Consider the following 22,311-nt stretch of genomic DNA (forward strand, 5'->3'; position numbering starts at 1 on the left):
CGACGGGCCCTGGCTTCCGGCCGCAGGCCGCCCCGTGTCAGTCCCACGACCCCCGCGCCGCCGGCAGCGCGGCGATCTCCGCCAGGTCGGCCTCGTCCAGGACCAGCTCCGCCGCCCGCGCGTTCTCCACGGCCCAGCGTTCGTGCTTGGTGCCCGGGACCGGCACCACGTGCCGGCCACGGCCCAGGACCCAGGCCAGGGCCACCTGGGCCGGGGTGACGGCGGCGCCGTGCCGGGCGGCGACCCGGCGGAGTCCGGCGATCAGTGGCTGGTTGGCGGCCATCATCTCGGCGGTGAAGCGGGGGTGCCGGGCCCGCAGGTCGTCCTCCTCGAAGCCGCCGCCCGGCGTCAGCGTGCCGGTCAGGTAGCCGCTGCCCAGCGGCATCGCGGCGAGGAAGCCCATGCCCCGCGCCACGCACCAGGGCAGCAGCCGCTCCAGGGCCTCCGGGGCCCACACCGAGAGTTCGGCCTCGACCGTCGCGACGGGGAAGACCTGCTGGATCCGCTCCAGCTGCCGGATCGTTCCCTCATAGCCGCCGGACGCCCGGCCCCGCCGGGTCGCCCGCGCGCCCACCGCGCACAGGCCGAGCGCCCGCACCTTGCCCGCCCGTACCAGCTCGGCCATGGCGCCCCAGGTCTCCTCGACCGGCACCTCCGGGTCGGCCCGCTGGAGCTGGTACAGGTCGATGACATCGGTCTGGAGCCGCCGCAGCGAGGCGTCACAGGCCCTGCGCACGTACCCGGGACGCCCGTTGGCCACCACGTGCTGGTCGCCGCCGACGAGCAGCCCGACCTTCGTCGACACGAAGACGTCCGCCCGGCGCTCCTTCAACACCCGCCCCAACAGGAGCTCGTTGGTGAACGGCCCGTACATGTCGGCGGTGTCGAGCAGACTGGTCCCGGCGTCCAGCGCCGCGTGCACCGTCCGCAGCGAGTGGTCACCCCGCCGCTGCGAAGCGCTGTACGCCCAGTGCATCGGCATGCATCCGAGGCCCACCGCACCCACATCGAGCGCCGCCGCCCCGATCGTCCTGCGCTCCACCTGCCGGTACCCCTCCCTCTGCCACCCCCCAAAGTAACCAATCGCGCGCGGGATTCATCGCATAGCCTCCCGGTCATGACGTTCGATGACACCGCCGCTGACGTGTGGCTTCCGATTCCCGTGGACGAGATCGCGGGACTTCCCGCGCCGGGCGCGTCGGGCCCGAACTACCGTTTCTGGGACGGCGGGCCGGAATTCCCGGCCGATCCCGCGCACTGCGCCTTCTACGTCGTCCCGTACATGAAGGGCGAGGAGATCGCGGTGCGCCCGCTCGCCGGGATGACCTCGGTCCGCGCCGTGCAGACGCTCTCCGCCGGCATCGACCACGTGACCCCCGGCCTCGACCGGCTGCCCCCCGGCGTCCGGCTGTGCAACGCCAAGGGCGTCCACGAGGCCAGCACCGCCGAGCTCACCCTCGCCCTGATCCTGGCCTCGCTGCGCGGCATCCCCGGCTTCGTCCGCGGCCAGGACGCGGAGGAGTGGCGGGCCGGTTTCTACCCGGCGCTCGCCGACAAGTCGGTGCTGATCGTCGGATACGGTTCGATCGGCGCCGCCATCGAGGACCGCCTCGCCCCCTTCGAATGTGCGCGGGTCGTGCGCGTCGCGCGCTCCGCACGTGCCACCGAGCGCGGGCCTGTGCATCCGATGACCGAACTGCCCGCGCTGCTGCCCGAGGCCGACGTCGTCGTGCTCTCCACCCCCCTCACCCCGGCCACCCGGCACCTCGCCGACGCCGGCTTCCTCGCCCGGATGAAGGACGGAGCGCTGCTGGTCAACGTGGCCCGCGGCCCCGTGGTGGACACCGCCGCCCTCCTGAAGGAGGCCGAGAGCGGCCGGATCACCGCGGCGCTCGACGTCACCGACCCCGAGCCGCTGCCCGCCGGGCACCCGCTGTGGCACGCCCCCGGCATCCTGATCAGCCCCCATGTCGGCGGCTCCACCTCGGCGTTCATGCCGCGCGCGAAGCGCCTGCTGGCCGCGCAGCTCACCCGGTTCGCGGCCGGGGAGGAGCTCGCGAACCAGGTCCTGACCACCTGAGACGCGCGCCCCCGGAGCGCGCCGGACGCAAGCCCCCCAAGGTCGTCACGGAGAGTACTGCGACCCTGTCCCTGAGTGACATTCCTGGTGTATCGTCCCGGAGCGGGGGACTGCGTCGAGAACGGGCGGACGCTGGGGAGCGAAGTGACGGGTCATCAGATTCCGAGGGGGGTGACGGGTGGAGCACGGCCGAGCGAGCGACGATCCGACGCGGCGGGGCCGACGGTCCACCCGTGCCCCACAGCCGCCCTGCCGGACCAGCCGGGCCCCGGCCGGCCCGCCACGACCGGCCCCGGCGGGGACGCTCGCGCCGGGGACGGCCGGGCCGGCGCCGGCGCCTCCGGTACCCCCGACACCTCCGGCACCCCCGCCGTCCCCGTGCCCCGCACGGGCGGCGACCCGGCCCCGCCGCAAGGCGGCGACCGCGCGCCGGACACCGGTGAGGGACCCGGCCGGGTCCCCGCCTCCCCCTGCGCCGAGGACCCCGCGGCCTCCTGCGGCCACGCCGTGCCACGCCCCGACGAGCAGGCCGACGGCCTGTGCGCTCCCGGGGCCCACGGGCACCCCGGCGACAGCCCGGAGGACCCGGTGAGCGCCCCCGGGACGCTCGTCCGGCAGCGGCCCGTCGGCGGCGGGGCCGGCCTCCGGTCCGGAGCCGGCCGGCCCGGCCCGGGACCCGGCCGCCAGGGACCCGGCGCCGGGGGAGTGCTCACCCAGATCGGGCTCGGCCTGGTCTGCGGGGGATACGGGACCGGCGCCGCCCTCGGCTGGGGCTCCGAGGAACTCGCGCTCGTGATGGGCGACTTCGGCCTGAGCGCCGCCGCCCTCGCCGCCGCCGTCTCCTGCTTCCTCTACGCCCGCGGCCACCGCGGCAGCTTCCGCCCCGCCTGGCTCCTCTTCGCCTTCTCGTCCTTCATGGCCTCCGTCGGCAACGGCGTCTGGGGCTGGTACGAGGTCGTGCTCGACCGCGAGGTGCCCACCCCCTCGCTGGCCGACCTCAGCTTCCTGCTCTTCGCGCCGCCCGCCATCGTCGGCCTGCTCGTCCTCGCCAAGAAACCCGTGACCCGGGCCGGCTGGGTCTGCCTCGCGCTCGACGCCTGGCTCATCGGCGGATCCCTGCTCACCCTCTCCTGGAGCCTCGCCCTCGCGCACACCGCGCGCGTCGAGGCCGCCGAGGGCGAGAGCGTCGCCCGCGCCGCGCTCTCCCTCGCCTACCCGCTCCTGGACATCGTCCTCGTCAGCATGGTGCTGGCCCTCCACTTCCGCCGCTCCCACATCAACCGCTCGGCGATCAACACCGCCATCGCGGCCCTCGCGCTCACCGTGCTGTGCGACGCCCTGTTCACCTCGCCGCTGCTGCGCGAGCACTACAGCTCCGGCCAGATCCTCGACGCCGGCTGGTTCGCCGGGTCCCTGCTGCTCGCCTACGCGCCCTGGGGCGCCCGCCGCACCATGGACCCGCCCGCCGCCCGCGCCCGGCATCCGCACAGCCGCCCCCTCGCCGGGTCGCTCGCCGCCCTCACGCCGTACCTCGCGGCGGCGGTCTGCACGCTCGGCATCCTGTACAACGTCGTCGAGGGACGCAGAGTGGACCGCGTGGTCGTCCTCACCGGCTGCACGGTCGTGCTCGCCCTGGTCCTGCGGCAGGGCATCATGCTGCTCGACAACATCGCCCTCACCCACGAACTGGCCCAGAAGGAGAACCACTTCAGGTCCCTCGTGCAGGGCTCCAGCGACGTCATCATGATCGCCGCGCCCACCGGGATACTGCGCTACGTCAGCCCCGCCGCCGCCGGGGTGTACGGCCGCGAGGCGGAGGAGCTGATCGGCTCCGAGCTCGCCTCCCTCATCCACCCCGAGGACCTCGGCGGCGTCGTCCACGAAGTGCGCCGCTTCCTCGCCGCACCGCCCTCCGAGGAGCCCACCACCCGGATCGAGTGCCGCTTCCGCTCCGGCCGCGGCGACTGGCTCAACGTCGAGTCCACCGTCAACCGGCACCAGGGCGGCCTGATCTTCAACAGCCGGGACGTCACCGACCGCGTCCGCCTCCAGGCCCAGCTCCGGCACAACGCCGAGCACGACCCGCTCACCGACCTGCCCAACCGGGCGCTGTTCACCGAACGGGTCCGCGGCGCCCTCAGCGGCCGACGCGCCTCCGACCCCGGCACCGCCGTGCTCTTCATCGACCTCGACGGCTTCAAGGGCGTCAACGACCGACTCGGCCACCAGGCCGGCGACGAGCTCCTCGTCCAGGCCGCCCGCCGCCTCCAGGACTCCGTACGGGCCGGGGACACCGCCGCCCGGCTCGGCGGCGACGAGTTCGCCGCGCTCATCCTCGGCGACGGCAACCGGGACCGCGCCGCCCGCGAGTGCCAGGTGCACGAGATCGCCGACCGGCTGCGCCTCACCCTCTCCCAGCCCTACCGCGTCGACGCCGCCAACGAGGTCCGGGTCGCCGCCTCCATCGGCGTCGCCTTCGCCGAGCCCGGCATCGGCGCCGGCGACCTGCTGCGCAACGCCGACCTCGCCATGTACCGGGCCAAGGCCGCCGGCAAGAACCGCGTCGAGCTCTACGCCCCGCAGATGCAGGCCGAGGTGGTCCGCCGCACCGAGCTCGCCGCCCGGCTGCGCACCGCCCTGCACGACGGCGAGTTCGCGCTGCTGCACCAGCCCGTCGTGGACCTGGCCACCGGCCGGATCACCGCCGTCGCCGCCCAGGCCCGCTGGCGCTCCGCCCAGGGCATCCTGTTCACCCCGGCCGAGTTCCTGCGCGTCTCCGACGGCAGCGAGCGCAGCGCCGAGCTCGGCCGCTGGCTCCTCGAAGAGGCCGTCGAGCAGGCCGCCGAACGGGCCGGCATCGGGCACCGCACCCCCGTCACCATCCGGCTCTCCGCGCGCCGGCTGCTCGACCGCTCGCTGCCGCTCGGCTCCATCGAGGCCCTGCTGACCCGGCACGGCCTGCCCTCCGGCTCCCTCGTCATCGAGCTGGCCGAGAGCGACCCCCGGGACCCCCGGGTCAACTTCGACGAGCTGGAACAGCGCCTCGCCGCCCTGCGCCGCCTCGGCGTGAAGATCGCCCTGGACGGATTCGGCAGCGGACACGCCGCCATCAACGCCCTGCGCCGCCTCCCCGTCGACATACTGAAGCTGGACCGTGGCCTGGTCGAAGGCGTGGTGGAATCGGCCAGGCTGCGCAAGATCACCAGCGGGCTGCTGCGGATCGCCGGCGACCTCGGCATGCAGTCCGTCGCCGACGGGGTGGACGTGCCCGAGCAGGTGCTCGCCCTGCGCTCGATGGGCTGCACCCATGGTCAGGGCATGGCCTTCGCGGGCCCGCTGGACGAGTACCGGCTGCGCAGGGCCCTGGTGCGGGACGAGTACCCGCTGCCCGGACCCGTCCCGGTGAGTGTCGGAAACCGCCCCTCGATCCGCTCACATACTGAGACGCCCGTCCCACCTACTTGACAGTGACTGTGCGTCGGGGAGAGGGTCAGTGCCATGCGCACCCGAATTCTCGTACTTGGAAAGCGCGTCGGCTGAGGCAGGGCCAGAGAAGGCCCGCCTGTAAACGCACCCGACGCGCTCCCCTCGCTTGCCTCCCGGCACGAGGGGTTTTTTGTTGCACCGACTCCCCCCGAAGTCGTAACGAACCCTCGCAAAACGCCTCGCACACCACCTCGCACCAACCCTCTGCTTCGAGAAGAGAATGCTGATGACCGAGCAGGCCACCGGGCACCATCCGCAGCCGCGGCCCCGTAACGGCGCGCAGCCCACCACCGTCGAGCACGTCACGGGTGCGCAGTCCCTCATCCGTTCTCTCGAGGAAGTGGGCGCCGACACCGTCTTCGGCATTCCGGGCGGAGCGATCCTCCCCGCGTACGACCCGATGATGGACTCGAAGCGGGTGCGACACGTCCTGGTGCGGCACGAGCAGGGCGCGGGTCACGCCGCCACCGGCTACGCGCAGGCCACCGGCCGGGTCGGCGTCTGCATGGCGACCTCGGGCCCGGGTGCCACCAACCTGGTCACGCCGATCGCCGACGCCCACATGGACTCCGTCCCGCTGGTCGCGATCACCGGCCAGGTCGCCTCCAAGGCGATCGGCACGGACGCCTTCCAGGAGGCGGACATCTGCGGCATCACGATGCCGATCACCAAGCACAACTTCCTGGTCACCAAGGCCGAGGACATCCCGCGGACGATCGCCGAGGCCTTCCACATCGCCTCCACCGGCCGCCCGGGCCCGGTCCTGGTCGACATCGCCAAGGACGCGCTCCAGGCGAAGACCACCTTCAGCTGGCCGCCCACCACGGACCTGCCCGGCTACCGCCCGGTGACCAAGCCGCACGCCAAGCAGATCCGCGAGGCCGCCAAGCTGATCACCGGCGCCAAGCGCCCCGTCCTCTACGTCGGCGGCGGCGTCCTGAAGGCCGGCGCCACCGCCGAGCTGAAGGTCCTCGCGGAGCTCACCGGCGCCCCGGTCACCACCACCCTGATGGCGCTGGGCGCGTTCCCCGACAGCCACCCGCTGCACGTGGGCATGCCGGGCATGCACGGTGCGGTCACCGCCGTCACCGCGCTGCAGAAGGCCGACCTGATCGTCGCCCTCGGCGCCCGCTTCGACGACCGCGTCACCGGCAAGCTGGACAGCTTCGCCCCGTACGCCAAGATCGTCCACGCCGACATCGACCCGGCCGAGATCGGCAAGAACCGCATCGCCGACGTCCCGATCGTCGGGGACGCCCGCGAGGTCATCGCCGACCTGGTCCAAGCCGTCCAGGCCGAGCACAGCGAGGGCCACCGCGGCGACTACACCGCCTGGTGGAGCGACCTCAACCGCTGGCGCGAGACCTACCCGCTCGGCTACGAGCTGCCGGAGGACGGCAGCCTCTCGCCGCAGCAGGTCATCCAGCGCATCGGCGAGCTCGCCCCCGCGGACACCATCTACGCGGCCGGCGTCGGCCAGCACCAGATGTGGGCCGCCCACTTCATCAACTACGAGCGCCCGGCCACCTGGCTGAACTCCGGCGGCGCCGGGACGATGGGCTACGCGGTCCCGGCCGCGATGGGCGCCAAGGCCGGCATGCCGGACCGTCCGGTCTGGGCGATCGACGGCGACGGCTGCTTCCAGATGACCAACCAGGAACTGGTCACCTGCGCGCTGAACAACATCCCGATCAAGGTCGCCATCATCAACAACGGCGCCCTCGGCATGGTCCGTCAGTGGCAGACCCTGTTCTACAACCAGCGCTACTCCAACACGGTCCTGCACTCCGGCCCGGACGACGTCAACCCGGGGGCGCGGGGCACCCGCATCCCGGACTTCGTCAAGCTGTCCGAGGCCATGGGCTGTGTCGCGCTGCGCTGCGAGGACCCTGCCGACCTGGACAAGGTCATCGAGCAGGCCAACGCCATCAACGACCGCCCGGTCGTGGTCGACTTCATCGTCCACGAGGACGCGCAGGTCTGGCCGATGGTCGCCGCCGGAACCTCCAACGACGAGGTCATGGCCGCCCGGGGCGTCCGCCCCGACTTCGGCGACGGCGAAGACGACTGACGAGCGAAGAGCCGAAGAGCCAAGGGAAGAGACCCACACCATGTCCACCAAGCACACGCTCTCCGTCCTGGTCGAGAACACGCCCGGCATCCTCGCCCGGATCGCCGCCCTGTTCTCCCGCCGCGGCTTCAACATCGACTCGCTCGCCGTCGGTGTCACCGAGCACCCCGACATCTCCCGCATCACCATCGTGGTCAATGTCGAGGACCTGCCCCTGGAGCAGGTGACCAAGCAGCTCAACAAGCTGGTCAACGTCCTGAAGATCGTCGAACTCGAGCCCAGCGCGGCGATCCAGCGCGAGCTCGTCCTGGTGAAGGTCCGCGCCGACAACGAGACCCGCTCCCAGATCGTCGAGATCGTCCAGCTCTTCCGCGCGAAGACGGTCGACGTCTCGCCGGAGGCGGTCACCATCGAGGCCACCGGTTCGAGTGACAAGCTGGAAGCGATGCTCAAGATGCTGGAGCAGTTCGGCATCAAGGAGCTCGTGCAGTCCGGCACCATCGCCATAGGGCGTGGCGCCCGGTCCATCACGGACCGGTCCCTGCGGGCCCTCGACCGCAGCGCGTGACACTCCCGAACGTCAACGGGCGCTGACCGCCGGTCCATCCGGCGGTCCGCCTGGCGAGACCCGAAATCCTTCCTCCCGCACCCCGCCGTACGGTGGGACGCAACACCAGCACCTCAAGGAGATACCCAGTGGCCGAGCTGTTCTACGACGCCGACGCCGACCTGTCCATCATCCAGGGCCGCAAGGTCGCCGTGATCGGGTACGGCAGCCAGGGCCACGCCCACGCGCTGTCGCTCCGTGACTCGGGTGTCGACGTGCGTGTCGGTCTGCACGAGGGCTCCAAGTCCAAGGCCAAGGCCGAGGAGCAGGGCCTGCGCGTCGTCACCCCGGCCGAGGCCGCGGCCGAGGCCGACGTCATCATGATCCTCATCCCGGACCCGATCCAGGCCCAGGTCTACGAGGAGTCCATCAAGGACAACCTGAAGGACGGCGACGCGCTGTTCTTCGCCCACGGCTTCAACGTCCGCTTCGGCTTCATCAAGCCCCCGGCCAACGTGGACGTCGCCCTGGTCGCCCCGAAGGGCCCGGGCCACCTGGTCCGCCGCCAGTACGAGGAGGGCCGCGGCGTCCCCGCGATCGCCGCGGTCGAGCAGGACGCGACGGGCAACGCCTTCGCGCTGGCGCTCTCCTACGCCAAGGCCATCGGCGGCACCCGCGCCGGCGTCATCAAGACGACCTTCACCGAGGAGACCGAGACCGACCTCTTCGGCGAGCAGGCCGTCCTCTGCGGTGGCGCCTCCGCGCTCGTCAAGGCGGGCTTCGAGACCCTGGTCGAGGCCGGCTACCAGCCGGAGATCGCCTACTTCGAGTGCCTCCACGAGCTGAAGCTGATCGTCGACCTCATGTACGAGGGCGGCCTGGAGAAGATGCGCTGGTCCGTCTCCGAGACCGCCGAGTGGGGCGACTACATCACCGGCCCGCGGATCATCACCGCGGACACCAAGGCCGAGATGAAGAAGGTCCTCACGGACATCCAGGACGGCACCTTCGCCAAGAACTGGATGGACGAGTACCACGGTGGCCTGAAGAAGTACAACGAGTACAAGACCCAGGACGAGCAGCACCTCCTGGAGACCACCGGCAAGGAGCTGCGGAAGCTCATGAGCTGGGTGAACGACGAGGAGGCGTAAGCCCCTCGGTGCGGGGCCGGACAGGGTGTCCGGCCCCGTGCCACATCGTTGGACACCCCGTCCAACCACGGACGGGTGATCCTTCCAACGAGGCGTATGAGCTGCGCCGACGCACCACTACACTGCTCAACAACATACGCGTCAGGCCCACAGCGTCGTGCGCTTTCACGCGGCAAGCCCCCTCCACGCCTGCGGCCGTCGGGACGGCCGTCCGCACTGGATCTGTGAGGACTCACGTGAGCTCGAAACCTGTCGTACTCATCGCTGAAGAGCTGTCGCCCGCCACCGTCGACGCGCTGGGCCCGGACTTCGAGATCCGGCACTGCAACGGCGCCGACCGCGCCGAGCTGATCCCCGCGATCGCCGACGTCGACGCCATCCTGATCCGTTCCGCGACCAAGGTCGACGCGGAGGCCATCGCCGCCGCGAAGAAGCTCCGGGTCGTCGCCCGCGCCGGTGTGGGCCTGGACAACGTGGACGTCTCCTCGGCCACCAAGGCCGGCGTGATGGTCGTGAACGCCCCGACCTCCAACATCGTCACCGCCGCCGAGCTCGCCTGCGGCCTCCTGGTCGCCACCGCGCGCAACATCCCGCAGGCCAACACCGCGCTGAAGAACGGCGAGTGGAAGCGCTCGAAGTACACGGGCGTCGAGCTGAGCGAGAAGACCCTCGGCGTCGTCGGCCTCGGCCGCATCGGCGTCCTGGTCGCCCAGCGCATGTCCGCGTTCGGCATGAAGATCGTCGCGTACGACCCCTACGTGCAGCCGGCCCGCGCCGCCCAGATGGGGGTGAAGCTGCTGGCCCTGGACGAGCTCCTGGAGGTCGCCGACTTCATCACCGTCCACCTGCCCAAGACCCCGGAGACGGCCGGTCTCATCGGTGACGAGGCGCTGCACAAGGTCAAGCCCTCGGTCCGGATCGTCAACGCCGCGCGCGGCGGGATCGTGGACGAGGCGGCGCTGTACTCGGCGCTGAAGGAGGGCCGGGTCGCCGGCGCGGGCCTCGACGTGTACGCGAAGGAGCCCTGCGTCGACTCGCCGCTCTTCGAGCTCGACGAGGTCGTCTGCACCCCGCACCTGGGCGCCTCCACCGACGAGGCCCAGGAGAAGGCCGGCATCGCGGTGGCCCGCTCGGTGCGCCTGGCGCTCGCCGGCGAGCTCGTCCCGGACGCGGTCAACGTGCAGGGCGGCGTCATCGCCGAGGACGTGAAGCCGGGTCTGCCGCTGGCCGAGAAGCTGGGCCGGATCTTCACGGCGCTGGCCGGCGAGGTCGCGGTGCGGCTGGACGTCGAGGTGTACGGCGAGATCACCCAGCACGATGTGAAGGTGCTCGAACTCTCCGCGCTCAAGGGCGTGTTCGAGGACGTGGTCGACGAGACCGTGTCCTACGTGAACGCCCCGCTGTTCGCGCAGGAGCGCGGTGTCGAGGTGCGTCTCACCACCAGCTCCGAGTCGCCCGACCACCGCAACGTGGTGACCGTGCGCGGCACGCTCTCGGACGGCCAGGAGGTCTCGGTCTCCGGCACGCTCGCGGGCCCCAAGCACCTGCAGAAGATCGTCGCGGTCGGCGACTACGACGTGGATTTGGCGCTCGCCGACCACATGGTGGTGCTGCGCTACGAGGACCGCCCGGGCGTCGTCGGCACGGTCGGCCGGATCCTCGGCGAGGCCGGTCTGAACATCGCGGGCATGCAGGTCTCCCGTACCGAGGAGGGCGGCGAGGCGCTCGTCGTGCTCACCGTCGACGACACGGTCCCGGCGGCCGTGATCGCCGAGATCTCCGAGGAGATCGGAGCCAACTCGGCCCGCTCGGTCGACCTGGTCTGACGCACGGGTCCGCTCGGACGCGTTCTCCGTACCCGGCCGATAGACGCTCGTCTTACACGGGCGTCTATCGGCCGGGTACAGTGCTGTCCATGGGACACAAGGAAGACCTCCTCGAAGGCGCCAAGCGCTGCCTCCTGGAGAAGGGCTACGCCCGCACGACCGCCCGTGACGTGGTGGCCGCCTCGGGCACCAACCTCGCCTCCATCGGCTACCACTACGGCTCCAAGGACGCCCTGCTCCAGCAGGCCTTCCTGGCCCTCACCGAGGAGTGGGGTCAGCGGGTCGGCGCGGCGGACCCCGAGGGCGCGGAGCAGCCGCCCGCCGACCCGTACGAGCGCTTCCGCGCCGTCTGGGAGCCGCTGATCGGCGCCGCCGAGGGCAGCCGCCCGGTCTGGAAGCTGCAGACCGAGGTCGTCACCCGGCTGGACGACGACGAGAAGCTGCGCGAGGCGATCAAGGAGCCGCAGCGCGAGGGCCGGCTCGGCATGGCCGAGGGCATGCTCGGCCTCGACCCCGCGGCGGACCCCGAGAAGGCCCGCGTCGCCGGGCTGCTGCTCCAGGCGCTCGCGACCGGCGTGATGATCCAGTGGGTGGTCGACCCGGAGACCGCGCCGACCGCGGACGACCTCACGGCCGGCCTGAAGGTGCTGATGGGGGAGCGGGACTGACGTCCCGTTCGTCCTGGAATCGTCACAGACCGCCCGGAGCCGTCGCCTCCGGAGTCGCGGTGCTGCTGTCATGGCGGGGACCACGCCCACCCGCACCGCCTCCAGGAGGCCCCGTGTCCCAGCGCCGTACCACCAGGTTCCTGATCGGTCTCTTCGCCGCCGGACTGCTCATCGGCGCGGCCGGCCAGCTCGCCAAGCTCACCTCCGACGCCCCCGCGGCCCGGACCGTCGCCATGAACAAGGCGGAGCTCGTCGGGGCCTAGTCCCCGCCCGGACACCCCGCCCCTACAGCCTGGCCGCCTTCAGCGCCATGTGCAGCAGCAGCCGGTCCTCGCCCGCGTCCAGGTCGAGGCCGGTGAGCTGCTCGACGCGGGAGAGGCGGTAGTAGAGGGTCTGCCGGTGGATGCCGAGAGCGGTCGCCGTGCGGCCCGCCTGGCCCGCGTGGTCGAGGAACACCTCGGCGGTGCGGGCCAGTTCGGCGTGGGCCGGGGCCAGCAGGGGACGGACCGCCGGGTCGGGTCCGGCCGGCGGGAGCGCGGTCAGCAGCCGGTACGGGCCGATCGCGGACCACTCCGCGAGCGGGCCGAGGCGCGGCTGGGCGGTCGCCGCGCGGGCGGCCGAGCCGGCCTCGCGCCAGGACACGTCGAGGTCCGCGAGCCCCCGGCGGGGCGCGCCGACCCCGGCGACGGCCGCGAGGCCCGCCGTACTCCGCAGCCGGTCGGCCGCGGTGACGGCGGGGGACAGGTTGTCGGCCGAGCGGAGCCGGACGAGCACGGCGAGCGCGCGCGGGGCGCCACCGGGGCCGGGGGCGCCGGCCGGGGCCGCCGCGGGCTGCCACGGCACCGTGCACAGGGCCGCCGTGCCCGGCACCGTACGCGGCGAGGGGGAGTCCTCCGCGGGCCAGGGCGCCAGGCAGACCAGGGCGTGCAGACCGTCGGCGTCCGGGCCGAGGGCGGTGCGCAGGGCGGCGAGCGCCATGTCGTACTGCCAGCCGCGCTCGGCCGACAGGGCGGCCCGCAGCTCCCGGGAGAGGTCCGCCCCGGCCCGCTCCTCGTCGGCGAGCAGGTCGCCGATCCGGGCGGCGACCTCCATGGCGGCGGTGAGCTGCGCGTGCGAGGGGCCGGGCTCGGCGTCCAGCAGCCAGACGTAGCCGAGGACGACACCCCGATGGCGTACCGGCAGACAGATCCGGTCCCGGAAGACGCCCGCGTCGGGGGCGGCCGGGATGCGGACCGGGCCGGTCGCCCGGGTGATGCCGAAGCCCTCGAACCAGGCCCGGACGGCGGGGGTGGACTTCCGGGTCAGGATCGACCGGGTGCGGACCGGGTCCATCGCCTCGTCGTCGTCGCTGTCGTGCGCGCCGAAGGCGATCAGCCCGAAATCCCGGTTCTCCAGGGTCGCGGGGGCGCCGAGCAGCGCCGAGATCTCGTCCACCAGCTCCTGGTAATCGCCCTTCACGGCGCCATTCTCCCACCGCCCGCGCCGTCCTTCAGACAGATGTCTGAGAGCGTGGCCACGGATGCGTGACAGCTGTAGATGGCGGACGATCGGAGCGGTCCTTAGGTTTCACGGTGGTTCTTCGTGCTGTTTCCGATCGCTTGCGAAAGATCGGGTAGAGCACCTTTCGTCACCCTGCCCTCTGGAGGTACCCGTGCTGGGTCCCGTGATCCTCGCCGCGTCGCGCAGCGACAAGATGCGCCGTTTCGTGTCGGCCGCCCCCGGGACCAAGCAGGTCGTGGCACGCTTCATCGCCGGTGAGTCCGTCAATGACGTCGTCCCGATCGTGCAGGACCTGGCGGCCCGCGGCCTGGAGGTCACCCTCGACGTGGTCGGTGAGGACATCACCACCGTCGAGCAGTCCCACGCCGCCCGCGACGCCTACCTGGAGCTCATCGGGCGCCTCAAGGAGCTGGGCCTGGGGGCCCGCGCCGAGATGTCCGTGAAGCTGTCGATGTTCGGCCAGTCGCTGGAGAACGGGCACGAGCTCGCCCTCGCGAACGTGCGCCCCGTCGTCACCGCCGCCGCCGAGATCGGCACCACGGTCACCCTGGACGCCGAGGACCACACCACCCTCGACTCGATGTTCGCCATCCACGAGGAGCTGCGGAAGGACTTCCCGCAGACCGGCTGCGTCATCCAGGCGTACCTCTTCCGCACCGAGGAGGACGCCCGCCGCCTCGCCGCCAACGGCTCGCGCGTGCGGATCGTGAAGGGCGCCTACAAGGAGCCCGCCGAGGTCGCCATCCAGGACAAGCCGGAGATCGACAAGGCCTACGTCCGGATCATGAAGATCCTGATGGAGGGCGAGGGCTACCCGATGATCGGGTCCCACGACCCCCGCCTGATCGCCGTCGGCCAGGAGCTCGCCCGCCGCGCCGGGCGCAAGCTGGACGAGTACGAGTTCCAGATGCTGTACGGCATCCGCAGCGAGGAGCAGAACCGGCTCGCGGCCGAGGGCCACCGGATGCGCGTCTACACCGCCTACGGCACCGACTGGTACGGCTACTTCATGCGCCGCCTCGCGGAGAAGCCGGCCAACCTGCTCTTCTTCGTCCGCTCCATCCTCACCAAGGGCTGAGCCCACACCCCTCAAGAAGGAGTCCCGCGACCCATGGACGCTGTCACCCAGGTCCCCGCTCCGGTCAACGAGCCGGTGCACGGCTACGCCCCCGGTTCCCCCGAGCGCGCCCGTCTGGAGGTCAAGCTCAAGGAGCTGGCCGACAACCCGCGCGAGCTGCCGATGACCATCGGTGGCGTCAAGCGCATGGGCGGCGGCGAGCGCGTCGACGTCGTGCAGCCGCACAACCACAAGGCCGTCATCGGCACCTTCGCCGGCGCCACCCAGCAGGACGCCCAGGACGCGATCGACGCCGCCCTGGCCGCCGCTCCGGCCTGGCGCGCGATGGCCTTCGACGACCGCGCGGCGATCATCCTGCGCGCCGCCGAGCTGCTCGCCGGCCCGTGGCGCGAGACGCTGGCCGCCTCCACCATGCTGGGTCAGTCCAAGACCGCCCAGCAGGCCGAGATCGACACCCCGTGCGAGCTCGTCGACTTCTGGCGCTTCAACGTGGCCTACGCCCGCCAGATCCTGGCCGAGCAGCCGCCGGCGAACTCGCCCGGCGTGTGGAACCGCCTGGACCACCGCCCCCTCGAGGGCTTCGTCTACGCGATCACGCCGTTCAACTTCACGGCCATCGCGGGCAACCTGCCCACCGCCCCCGCGCTGATGGGCAACGTGGTGGTCTGGAAGCCGTCCCCGACCCAGACGCACTCCGCCGTGCTCCTCATGGAGCTCCTGGAGGAGGCCGGTCTGCCGAAGGGCGTCATCAACCTGGTGACCGGCGACGGCATCGCCGTCTCCGAGGTGGCCCTGAACCACCGCGACCTGGCCGGCATCCACTTCACGGGTTCGACCAAGACCTTCCAGCACCTGTGGAAGACCGTCGGTACGAACATCGAGAAGTACCGCTCCTACCCCCGGATCGTCGGCGAGACCGGCGGCAAGGACTTCGTCGTCGCGCACCCGAGCGCCGACCGCGCCATCCTGAAGACCGCGCTGACCCGTGGCTCCTTCGAGTTCCAGGGCCAGAAGTGCTCCGCGTCCTCGCGTGCGTACGTCCCGGCCTCCATCTGGAACGACGGGTTCAAGGAGGAGTTCGCGGCCGAGGTCGACGGCATCACCATGGGTGACGTCACCGACCTGTCGAACTTCATCGGCGCCGTCATCGACGACCGCTCCTTCGCCAAGAACAAGGCCGCGATCGACCGCGCGAAGGCCGACGCCTCCTGCACGATCGTCGCCGGCGGCACGTACGACGACTCGGAGGGCTACTTCGTCCGCCCGACCGTCATCGAGTGCAGCGACCCGGAGAACGAGGTCTTCACGACCGAGTACTTCGGCCCGATCCTCGCCGTGTACGTCTACGACGACGCGAAGTACGACGAGATGCTGACCCAGATGGAGTCGGTCTCCGACTACGCGCTGACCGGCTCGGTCATCTCCGGCGACCGCGCCGCCGCCGCTTACACGATGGAGAAGCTCCGCTTCGCCGCGGGCAACTTCTACATCAACGACAAGTCGACCGGCGCCGTCGTCGGCCAGCAGCCCTTCGGCGGCGGCCGCGCCTCCGGCACCAACGACAAGGCCGGCGCCCCGCAGAACCTGATGCGCTGGACGCTGACCCGCGCCATCAAGGAGACCCTGGTCCCGCCGACCGAGTACGGCTACCCCCACATGGGCTGACGCCCCCGCCTCCCCGGAGGCCCCTGATCACCGCCCCCCTCCCCGGTCCCCCAACCGAGGACGGGGGCGGTTCTCATTGCGCCTTCGGTGGGTGACGTGTCAGGAAGTCGTCGACGCGGCGCGCTCTACGCCCGGACGGTGGGGAGGTTCCACCGGGACCCGTCGGGGGCGTACGAGGCGTATGCGCGGCCGTCTGCCTCGCGGGTGTACGTGAACGTGTCGTGCGACGGGCGGCCGGCCTTGCACCACCACAGCCACGCGGCCTCGACCTGACGCCAGAGGCCGGGGTCTCCGCCGTAGGTGATCGTCCAGGCGTGATCACCGGCGAGGGCGGCCCGGGCCCACGAGCCGTCGGGGCCGTGGATCTGGAGTGACGTGTTCCCCGCGTCGTCGAGGTGATAGACGAGTTCCGCCTCGGGCAGGCTGACCGAGAGGAGGAGGCGGAAGGCGTAGTGAGCGCGGATGTCGGCTGCGGAGACCGCCGAGGGCAGCGTCCCTGTTTCCGGGGCGCGCTCGGGGCCCTGTCGCGGCGGGTACTTCTTGGCCTCGGAGCGCGCGGCCATGAAGCGGCCGGCGGTCGTGGTGAATCGGCCGGCTGCGCGGCCTCGGTCGTCGACCTTGAGGCGGACCAGTCCGCCCTCGATGCCGAGGGCGATGTCGGCCACGATGATCGTGCCGGGCTCGCTCTGCTCGATCCATGCGGCGGGCACGACGGGTACGGAACAGGTGGCGATGATCCGGTCGAACGTGCCGCCCTCGGGGTAGCCGCGGGTTCCGTCCCCCGCGACGACCTGCGGGACGAATCCGGCGGAGGCGAGGTGCTCGCGCGCGTCGCGGATGGTGTCGGGGTCGATGTCGACGGAGTGCACGAGGTGCTCGCCGAGGCGTGCGCTCAGCAGGGCGGCGTTGTAGCCGGTGCCGGTGCCGACTTCGAGGACGCGGTGGCCGTCCTTCACCGTGAGGTCTTCGAGCATGCCGGCCATGAGGCTCGGCAGGGTGCTGGACGAGGTGGGGATGCCGGTCCACGCGGTGTCGTCGACCCGCTCGGCGGTGTCCGGGTCCAGGGCGGTGACGAGGGTCTGATCGCGGTAGACGGCTTCGAGGTCGTCGTCGGTGGCTGCGCCGCGGTGCTCGCGCCAGACGGTGATGCCGCGCTCGTTCTGGTCTTGCTGGAACCAGCGGGGCACGAACAAGTGCCGCGGCACGTCGCCGAAGACGTGCGTCCACTCGCGCGAGCGGATGGCTCCCGCTCTGATCAGCTCGGTGGTCAGGCTGGTCATGTGGGGGCGGGCCCGCTCGATGGTGGAAGCACTCATGAGACTCCTCGCAGTTCGTCGGCGATGGCGGTAGAGATGGGCAGGCCGGTGGCGTGTTCGATCCAGTCCCACTGACCGCAGGGATTCGCCTCCAGGAACGTCCACTGCCCGTCGGGGGAGACGACGAAGTCGAGGGCGGCGTAGGACAGGCCGACGGTGTCCATGAACCGTCGCACGCCTTCGGCGACATCGCCGGGGGTCGTGGTGGGGCGGTAGGTGAGGGATGCGTAGTCGCTGCGCCAGTCGGTGTGTGCGGCGGTGCTGCCGGCGTGCACCTCGGCGGCGAGCAGGCGCGGGCCCACGACGGTGAGGCGCACCTCGTACGCCTTGGCCACCCATGCCTGGAACAGGTGCGCCGTGGTCTCGATGCCGTGCAGGTCGTCGAGGTCGGCCTCGGTGACACGGCGGGTGTACACGGTCTTGAGCTGGTCCCCCTCGATGAACACGGGGCTCGCCACTGGCTTGCAGATCAGCTGCCCGCCGACGTCGCCCCAGAACGCCCGCACAGCGTCGGCGCTGTTGGTGATCAGCGTCGGCGGGATGGCCAAGCCGCAGGTGCGTGCGGTGGAGAGCTGCAACGGCTTGTACTCGGCACGGGACATGTGGGACGGGTGGTTGACCCAGCGGCAGTCGAGCGCGGTGATGACGCCGCCGAGGCCGGCGCGGGCTTGGGCGGCGGCGAACCGGCGCTCGGGTCCGGAGAGGCCGGCGGGGAAGTCGAAGGGGTTCGGGGCGCGGTAGTAGACGGCGGAGACGTCGGAGAGGTCCAGGGCGCGGTGGGCGGTGGCGAGTCCGCCGGCCCACCCTCGCCGGGCGTCGATGCGCCCGGCGAGGGTGAGTTCCTGCGGAAACGCGGCGGTGTCCATGCGGAACACCTCCGCCCCACCGTCCGTGAGTGCCTTGACGACGCGGTCCGTCGGGAGGTCGTCGCGAGCTGCGATCACGAGCACGGCGGGCATCGGCGGTCAGTCCTTCGGGCCCTCGTCGAGCGGCGGCGGGTTCTTCGCGTCCCCGTCGGGAACGGTGGGGACGTGGGTCTGCATGTAGGGGAGCGGGCCGTCGTACAGGCCCACGGACATCTGCGACTCCTCGTCGTAGACGACCGACGGCATCACGATGGCCTGCGTGGCGTCGGGGACGCGGGCGCCCCGGAGGACCCAGGGGCGGGCGCCTTCCTGGCTCGGGGGTTCGCTGCTCCGTAAGGTGCGCGATCCCAGCGGGAAGGCGGCTCGCGGGTCCGCAATGGCGGTGGTCATGAGTGGGTTCCTCCAGTGTCGGGGTGTCGGTCGCCTGGTGCGGCCGACGGATGGTGGTGCGGTTGACCGCCCTGCGACGCGGAGCGGATCACGCGCGCGGGACGGGGCTCGTAGGTTCGGCATCCGGCGGGTCGGCCCGGGGTCTGGTCCACTCCGGGGCGGCCCGTCTCCTATGCCCGGCCGCGGTAGAGGCCGGTCGCCCCCAGGTGCACGCGACCGGCCCGAGCGGCGCGGTGGAGGTACTCCTCGACGGCGTCCCGTCCGGCCCCCGGCGGGATGGGGTCGAGGCCGAGGGCGATCACGACCGGCCCCCCACGGCTGACGTGCGTCATCCAGGACCGGGCCGTGTGAGACAGACGCAGCACGGTCGTGGGATGTCCGTAGTGAAGGGCGGCGGCACCGGCCCGTACGATCAGCCGCTCCCCGCAGTTGCGCAGGGTCCGGGCCGCGGGCGCCAGGCAGAGCGTTTCCGCCATGCCCATGAGGCTCGCCTCGACGCTCTGCGGGGTCTCCCCGGCACGACGGGCCCCGGCGTGCGCTACGAGCAGCCACCCCAACGGGTCGGCGTCCTCGGGCGTGGTGAGCCACGTGGAGGTGAGCAGGGTCGCGACGAATCCAGGGCCGGGAATCGGACGGAAGGTTGGTTGGTCCTTGACGCCCCCACCGAGCCGTCCGAGGGGTCGGCCACTCACAGGGCCGCGTCCGTAGGGGGCAGCGGGAGCAAGGTGCGGCTCATGAACGGGGCTCGCTGTCTACCTCCGCGGTACTCCCTGACGGCCGTCGCCATGTCGCGGGCAGCCTGTGCCAGGTGGTGTGCGGAGGACCAGTTGCCGAGAGGCTGCTCGTGCATATGCCGCTCCCTACATCGATGGAGGGGCCTATGCGCATCTGCTGTACGCCCCTTCGGCTGCACGTCGATGATGGGCGGGTACGGCATCGAGCAGATAGGCCATCGAGTGGCCACCCATGGCCACGTCACGGCCACCGCCGAAGGCGACCCCGATGACACCCCACACTGGCGGCATGAGCCGCAATGACGCCCTCCGAGCCGCAAGGCTCCGCCACGGCTGGCGCACCATCGAGCAGGCCGCCGCGGGCCTCCAGACTCACGGGCAGAGGCTGCTCGACGACCTGCACTTCACCGTCTCCGCCCGCACGTGGCGCCGGTGGGAGGGCGAGCGGCCGGGCTGGCCGGCCGAGGAGACCTCCGTCGTCCTCCACGACGCGTTGGGCCGCTGGCCCGAGGACCTCGGGTTCACCACACCGCCGGGCTGGATCCGGCCGGAGCACCACGAAGAGGTTGATGTGAGACGCGCGTTCGTCACGGTCACCGCTGCCGCGCTCCTGCCGGGGCCGACGGTGCCGCAACACGTCGACCCGGCCCTTATCACGTACTTCCAGGAGCAGTTGGAAGGCCACTACCGCGCGGACATGTTCCTCGGCCCGCACGACCTCATCGGCACAGTGGCCGCCCAATACCAGCTCATCGACAAGCTCGTCCGCTCGTCCAAGGGGGAGACACGCCGCGGGTTGCTGCGTGTCGGCGCCGCGTACGCCGCGCTCGTCGGGTGGCTGTACCAGGACGCCGGCGATCTCGGCGCCGCCACATTCTGGCGCGGGGTCACGCAGGAGATAGCGGTACGGTCCCGCGATCCGCACCTGATCGGCTACTCGCTGGTGAATCAGGCTCAGGTCCGTACCGATCTAGGAGACGGGTATGGGGTGATCGACCTGTGCGAGGCCGCCCTCGACGACGCTCACCGAGTCGTGCCCAAGGTCAGGATCATGGCCATGCAACAGCAGGCCCACGGGGCAAGCCTCACCGGCGATCGAAGCGCCGTTGATCAACTCATCGACGGGGCCGACGGCCTGCTCGCCCGCGTGGATGACGATCTTCCATGGGGCAACGCGTGCCGCCGGACACCTGGATACCTGGAGGTTCAGCGGGCGACTTGCTACGGACGTCTGGGGCTTGGCGCAGAGGCCGGCGCCCTGTGGACCCAGGTTCTCGACCTGGTCCCGTCGACGGCGAGGCGGGACCGTGGTGTCTACATGGCGCGGCACGCTACGGCGGCAGCCGTGGCTCGGGAGCCGGAGCAGGCACTTGAAATCGCGCGGTCCGCGGCACAGATCGCTGTCGAGACCGGATCGGCCAGGATGCGCAGGGAGCTTGCCGCCCTGGATCGGGCCATGCGCCCGTGGCACGATGCCCCGGTTGGGCGGGACCTCGCCGAGGTGCTGGCGCCCGTGACCGAGAGGGGCTGACGTGACCGAGCACGTCCCGCTTACCGAGGAGCAGATCGCAGCGGCCCTCGCCGAGGCGCCGGGTTGGCGCCGCGAGGGAGACGAGATCACCCGGTCGTACTCGATCCGGTATCACGGGGGTGTGGCGATGATCGTCCACGTCGCGGACGTCGAGCGGCTCATCAGCCACCACGCCGACATCGACCTGAGGTGGGGGCGCATCCGGTTCGGGATCACGACGCACGACGCTGGGTACAAGCTCACACGAGCAGATTTTGATCTTGCTGAGCGCATCGATGCCATCGCCGCGGCGCACGACGCGCAGCCCTTGAACGACTGACCGCGGGCACGACGAAGGCGCCCCCTCCGCTGGGCGGAGGGCGAGCCGGCCAACCGAGGACGGGGGCGGTTCTCATTGCGCCTTCGGCACGTGCCGCTTCAGGAAGTCGTCGATCAGTGACGCGATCTGCGGGGCGTGGGTCTCCAGGGCGAAGTGGCCGGTGGGGAGGAGGTGGATCTCGGCGTCCGGGAGGTCGTGGCGGAAGGCTTCGGCGCCGGCCGGGAGGAAGACCTCGTCGCCCTCGCCCCAGACGGCCAGGAGGGGGACCCGGGAGGTGCGGAAGTACTCCTGGAAGGCCGGGTAGAGGGCGAAGTTCGTGCCGTAGTCGGCGATCAGGCCGAGCTGGATCGCGTCCTGGCCCTCGCGGGCCATGAGGGCGGCGTCGTGGTGCCAGGCGTCCGGGCTGAGGAGCTCGCGGAACTCGGCGGGGACGCCCGTCTCGTACTGCCAGCGGATGCCGTCGAGGGAGCGGATCGCGCGGACCGGGGCCTCGGTCTCGGGGGTGCGGTCGGCGATCAGGGCGAGGACCGGGGCCCAGGCGTCGGCGCCGAGGCCCTCCTCGTAGGCGTTGCCGTTCTGGCTGATGATCGCGGTGATCCGCTCGGGGTGCGCGAGGGCGAGGCGCAGGCCGATGGGGGAGCCGTAGTCCTGGATGTAGAGGGCGAAGCGGTCGAGGCCGAGGGTCTCGGTGAACGCGGAGGTCAGTGCCGCCAGTTCGGCGAAGGTGTACGGGAAGTCGGCGGCGTCCGGGGCGGCGCTGCGGCCGAAGCCCAGGTGGTCGGGGGCGATCAGGCGGTAGCGGTGGGCGAGCCGGGGGATCAGGTCGCGGAACATGTGCGAGCTGGTCGGGAAGCCGTGCAGCAGAAGCAGGACGGGGGCGTCGGCGGGGCCCGCCTCCCGGTAGAAGATCTCGTGGCCGCGGACGGTGACGGTGCGGTGGTGGACGGGGAGGGCGGGCAGGGCGGGGGACGCGGACATTTCTTCTAACCCCTCTTTTGCGCATGACTGGTTATGGGCAGAGTCAAGCCCGTGGTGGCTAACCTGTCAATGGCTTTTTAAGGGTTAGATGGGGGTGGGGTGTCC

Annotated in this window: 19 protein-coding genes; 12 read left to right on the top strand and 7 right to left on the bottom strand. The window is 71.6% G+C overall.

Annotated features, from left to right (window positions below; genetic code table 11):
• Nucleotides 1-37 precede the first annotated feature (37 nt).
• Nucleotides 38-1,042, bottom strand: a complete 1,005-nt coding sequence (locus AB0Q96_RS29120) for an aldo/keto reductase (RefSeq protein WP_365330580.1) — start codon at nt 1,040-1,042, stop codon at nt 38-40.
• A 75-nt stretch (nt 1,043-1,117) separates the two neighbouring features.
• Between AB0Q96_RS29120 and AB0Q96_RS29125 the strand changes: the two genes are divergently transcribed.
• From AB0Q96_RS29125 to AB0Q96_RS29160, 8 genes are all read left to right on the top strand, one after another.
• A complete protein-coding gene (locus AB0Q96_RS29125; protein WP_365330582.1) occupies nt 1,118-2,080 on the top strand; it encodes a 2-hydroxyacid dehydrogenase in 963 nt (320 codons plus the stop codon).
• Nucleotides 2,081-2,785: 705 nt separating this feature from the next.
• Nucleotides 2,786-5,545 (top strand): EAL domain-containing protein, encoded by a 2,760-nt coding sequence (locus tag AB0Q96_RS29130; protein ID WP_365330696.1) that lies wholly within the window; start codon nt 2,786-2,788, stop codon nt 5,543-5,545.
• Between the two features lie 241 nt (nt 5,546-5,786).
• Nucleotides 5,787-7,637 (top strand): acetolactate synthase large subunit, encoded by a 1,851-nt coding sequence (locus AB0Q96_RS29135; protein WP_365330584.1) that lies wholly within the window; start codon nt 5,787-5,789, stop codon nt 7,635-7,637.
• Nucleotides 7,638-7,677: 40 nt separating this feature from the next.
• A complete protein-coding gene (gene ilvN / locus AB0Q96_RS29140; protein WP_046905405.1) occupies nt 7,678-8,205 on the top strand; it encodes an acetolactate synthase small subunit in 528 nt (175 codons plus the stop codon).
• 128 nt (nt 8,206-8,333) lie between these two features.
• Entirely contained in the window at nt 8,334-9,335 is a 1,002-nt protein-coding gene (gene ilvC / locus AB0Q96_RS29145; RefSeq protein WP_365330586.1) for a ketol-acid reductoisomerase, read from the top strand.
• Nucleotides 9,336-9,571: 236 nt separating this feature from the next.
• A complete protein-coding gene (gene serA, locus AB0Q96_RS29150) occupies nt 9,572-11,161 on the top strand; it encodes a phosphoglycerate dehydrogenase (RefSeq protein WP_365330588.1) in 1,590 nt (529 codons plus the stop codon).
• 89 nt (nt 11,162-11,250) lie between these two features.
• Nucleotides 11,251-11,829, top strand: coding sequence for a TetR/AcrR family transcriptional regulator (locus AB0Q96_RS29155; RefSeq protein ID WP_365330590.1), 579 nt, complete (start codon nt 11,251-11,253; stop codon nt 11,827-11,829).
• 113 nt (nt 11,830-11,942) lie between these two features.
• Nucleotides 11,943-12,092, top strand: coding sequence for a hypothetical protein (locus AB0Q96_RS29160; RefSeq protein WP_365330592.1), 150 nt, complete (start codon nt 11,943-11,945; stop codon nt 12,090-12,092).
• Between the two features lie 22 nt (nt 12,093-12,114).
• Here the strand turns inward: AB0Q96_RS29160 and AB0Q96_RS29165 are convergent, their stop codons facing one another.
• The gene (locus tag AB0Q96_RS29165; RefSeq protein WP_365330594.1) at nt 12,115-13,287 is read right to left on the bottom strand and encodes a helix-turn-helix domain-containing protein; all 1,173 of its coding nucleotides are present in this window, start codon (nt 13,285-13,287) and stop codon (nt 12,115-12,117) included.
• Between the two features lie 193 nt (nt 13,288-13,480).
• On the opposite strand from AB0Q96_RS29165, the gene AB0Q96_RS29170 reads away from it, so the two are divergent.
• Nucleotides 13,481-14,407, top strand: a complete 927-nt coding sequence (locus AB0Q96_RS29170; protein ID WP_365330596.1) for a proline dehydrogenase family protein — start codon at nt 13,481-13,483, stop codon at nt 14,405-14,407.
• A gap of 33 nt (nt 14,408-14,440) precedes the next feature.
• Nucleotides 14,441-16,072, top strand: coding sequence for an L-glutamate gamma-semialdehyde dehydrogenase (gene pruA, locus AB0Q96_RS29175; protein WP_365330598.1), 1,632 nt, complete (start codon nt 14,441-14,443; stop codon nt 16,070-16,072).
• Between the two features lie 125 nt (nt 16,073-16,197).
• Here pruA and AB0Q96_RS29180 read toward each other — a convergent pair whose 3' ends face one another.
• From AB0Q96_RS29180 to AB0Q96_RS29195, 4 genes are all read right to left on the bottom strand, one after another.
• Nucleotides 16,198-17,388, bottom strand: coding sequence for a methyltransferase domain-containing protein (locus tag AB0Q96_RS29180; RefSeq protein ID WP_365330600.1), 1,191 nt, complete (start codon nt 17,386-17,388; stop codon nt 16,198-16,200).
• Nucleotides 17,385-18,347: an ATP-grasp ribosomal peptide maturase gene (gene tgmB / locus AB0Q96_RS29185; RefSeq protein WP_365330602.1), complete on the bottom strand. Its 963-nt coding sequence runs from the start codon at nt 18,345-18,347 to the stop codon at nt 17,385-17,387. The genes AB0Q96_RS29180 and tgmB overlap by 4 nt, the downstream gene beginning before the upstream one ends.
• A gap of 6 nt (nt 18,348-18,353) precedes the next feature.
• A complete protein-coding gene (gene tgmA, locus AB0Q96_RS29190; protein ID WP_365330604.1) occupies nt 18,354-18,644 on the bottom strand; it encodes a putative ATP-grasp-modified RiPP in 291 nt (96 codons plus the stop codon).
• A gap of 170 nt (nt 18,645-18,814) precedes the next feature.
• Nucleotides 18,815-19,336, bottom strand: a complete 522-nt coding sequence (locus AB0Q96_RS29195; RefSeq protein WP_365330606.1) for a hypothetical protein — start codon at nt 19,334-19,336, stop codon at nt 18,815-18,817.
• Nucleotides 19,337-19,667: 331 nt separating this feature from the next.
• On the opposite strand from AB0Q96_RS29195, the gene AB0Q96_RS29200 reads away from it, so the two are divergent.
• Nucleotides 19,668-20,909 (top strand): Twin-arginine translocation pathway signal, encoded by a 1,242-nt coding sequence (locus AB0Q96_RS29200; protein WP_365330607.1) that lies wholly within the window; start codon nt 19,668-19,670, stop codon nt 20,907-20,909.
• Between the two features lies 1 nt (nt 20,910).
• The gene (locus AB0Q96_RS29205) at nt 20,911-21,228 is read left to right on the top strand and encodes a 4a-hydroxytetrahydrobiopterin dehydratase (RefSeq protein WP_365330609.1); all 318 of its coding nucleotides are present in this window, start codon (nt 20,911-20,913) and stop codon (nt 21,226-21,228) included.
• A 72-nt stretch (nt 21,229-21,300) separates the two neighbouring features.
• Here the strand turns inward: AB0Q96_RS29205 and AB0Q96_RS29210 are convergent, their stop codons facing one another.
• The gene (locus AB0Q96_RS29210) at nt 21,301-22,206 is read right to left on the bottom strand and encodes an alpha/beta fold hydrolase (protein ID WP_365330611.1); all 906 of its coding nucleotides are present in this window, start codon (nt 22,204-22,206) and stop codon (nt 21,301-21,303) included.
• Nucleotides 22,207-22,311: the final 105 nt, after the last annotated feature.

The sequence above is a fragment of the Streptomyces sp. NPDC093111 genome (genome assembly GCF_040683955.1).
GTDB lineage: Bacteria > Actinomycetota > Actinomycetes > Streptomycetales > Streptomycetaceae > Streptomyces.

Coding starts and splice junctions, on each gene's coding strand:
- AB0Q96_RS29125 (WP_365330582.1), top strand. CDS start 1,118: ATGACGTTCGATGACACCGCCGCTGACGTGTGGCTTCCGATTCCCGTG.
- AB0Q96_RS29135 (WP_365330584.1), top strand. CDS start 5,787: ATGCTGATGACCGAGCAGGCCACCGGGCACCATCCGCAGCCGCGGCCC.
- ilvN (WP_046905405.1), top strand. CDS start 7,678: ATGTCCACCAAGCACACGCTCTCCGTCCTGGTCGAGAACACGCCCGGC.
- AB0Q96_RS29155 (WP_365330590.1), top strand. CDS start 11,251: ATGGGACACAAGGAAGACCTCCTCGAAGGCGCCAAGCGCTGCCTCCTG.
- pruA (WP_365330598.1), top strand. CDS start 14,441: ATGGACGCTGTCACCCAGGTCCCCGCTCCGGTCAACGAGCCGGTGCAC.
- AB0Q96_RS29180 (WP_365330600.1), bottom strand. CDS start 17,388: ATGAGTGCTTCCACCATCGAGCGGGCCCGCCCCCACATGACCAGCCTG.
- tgmB (WP_365330602.1), bottom strand. CDS start 18,347: ATGCCCGCCGTGCTCGTGATCGCAGCTCGCGACGACCTCCCGACGGAC.
- tgmA (WP_365330604.1), bottom strand. CDS start 18,644: ATGACCACCGCCATTGCGGACCCGCGAGCCGCCTTCCCGCTGGGATCG.
- AB0Q96_RS29200 (WP_365330607.1), top strand. CDS start 19,668: ATGAGCCGCAATGACGCCCTCCGAGCCGCAAGGCTCCGCCACGGCTGG.
- AB0Q96_RS29210 (WP_365330611.1), bottom strand. CDS start 22,206: ATGTCCGCGTCCCCCGCCCTGCCCGCCCTCCCCGTCCACCACCGCACC.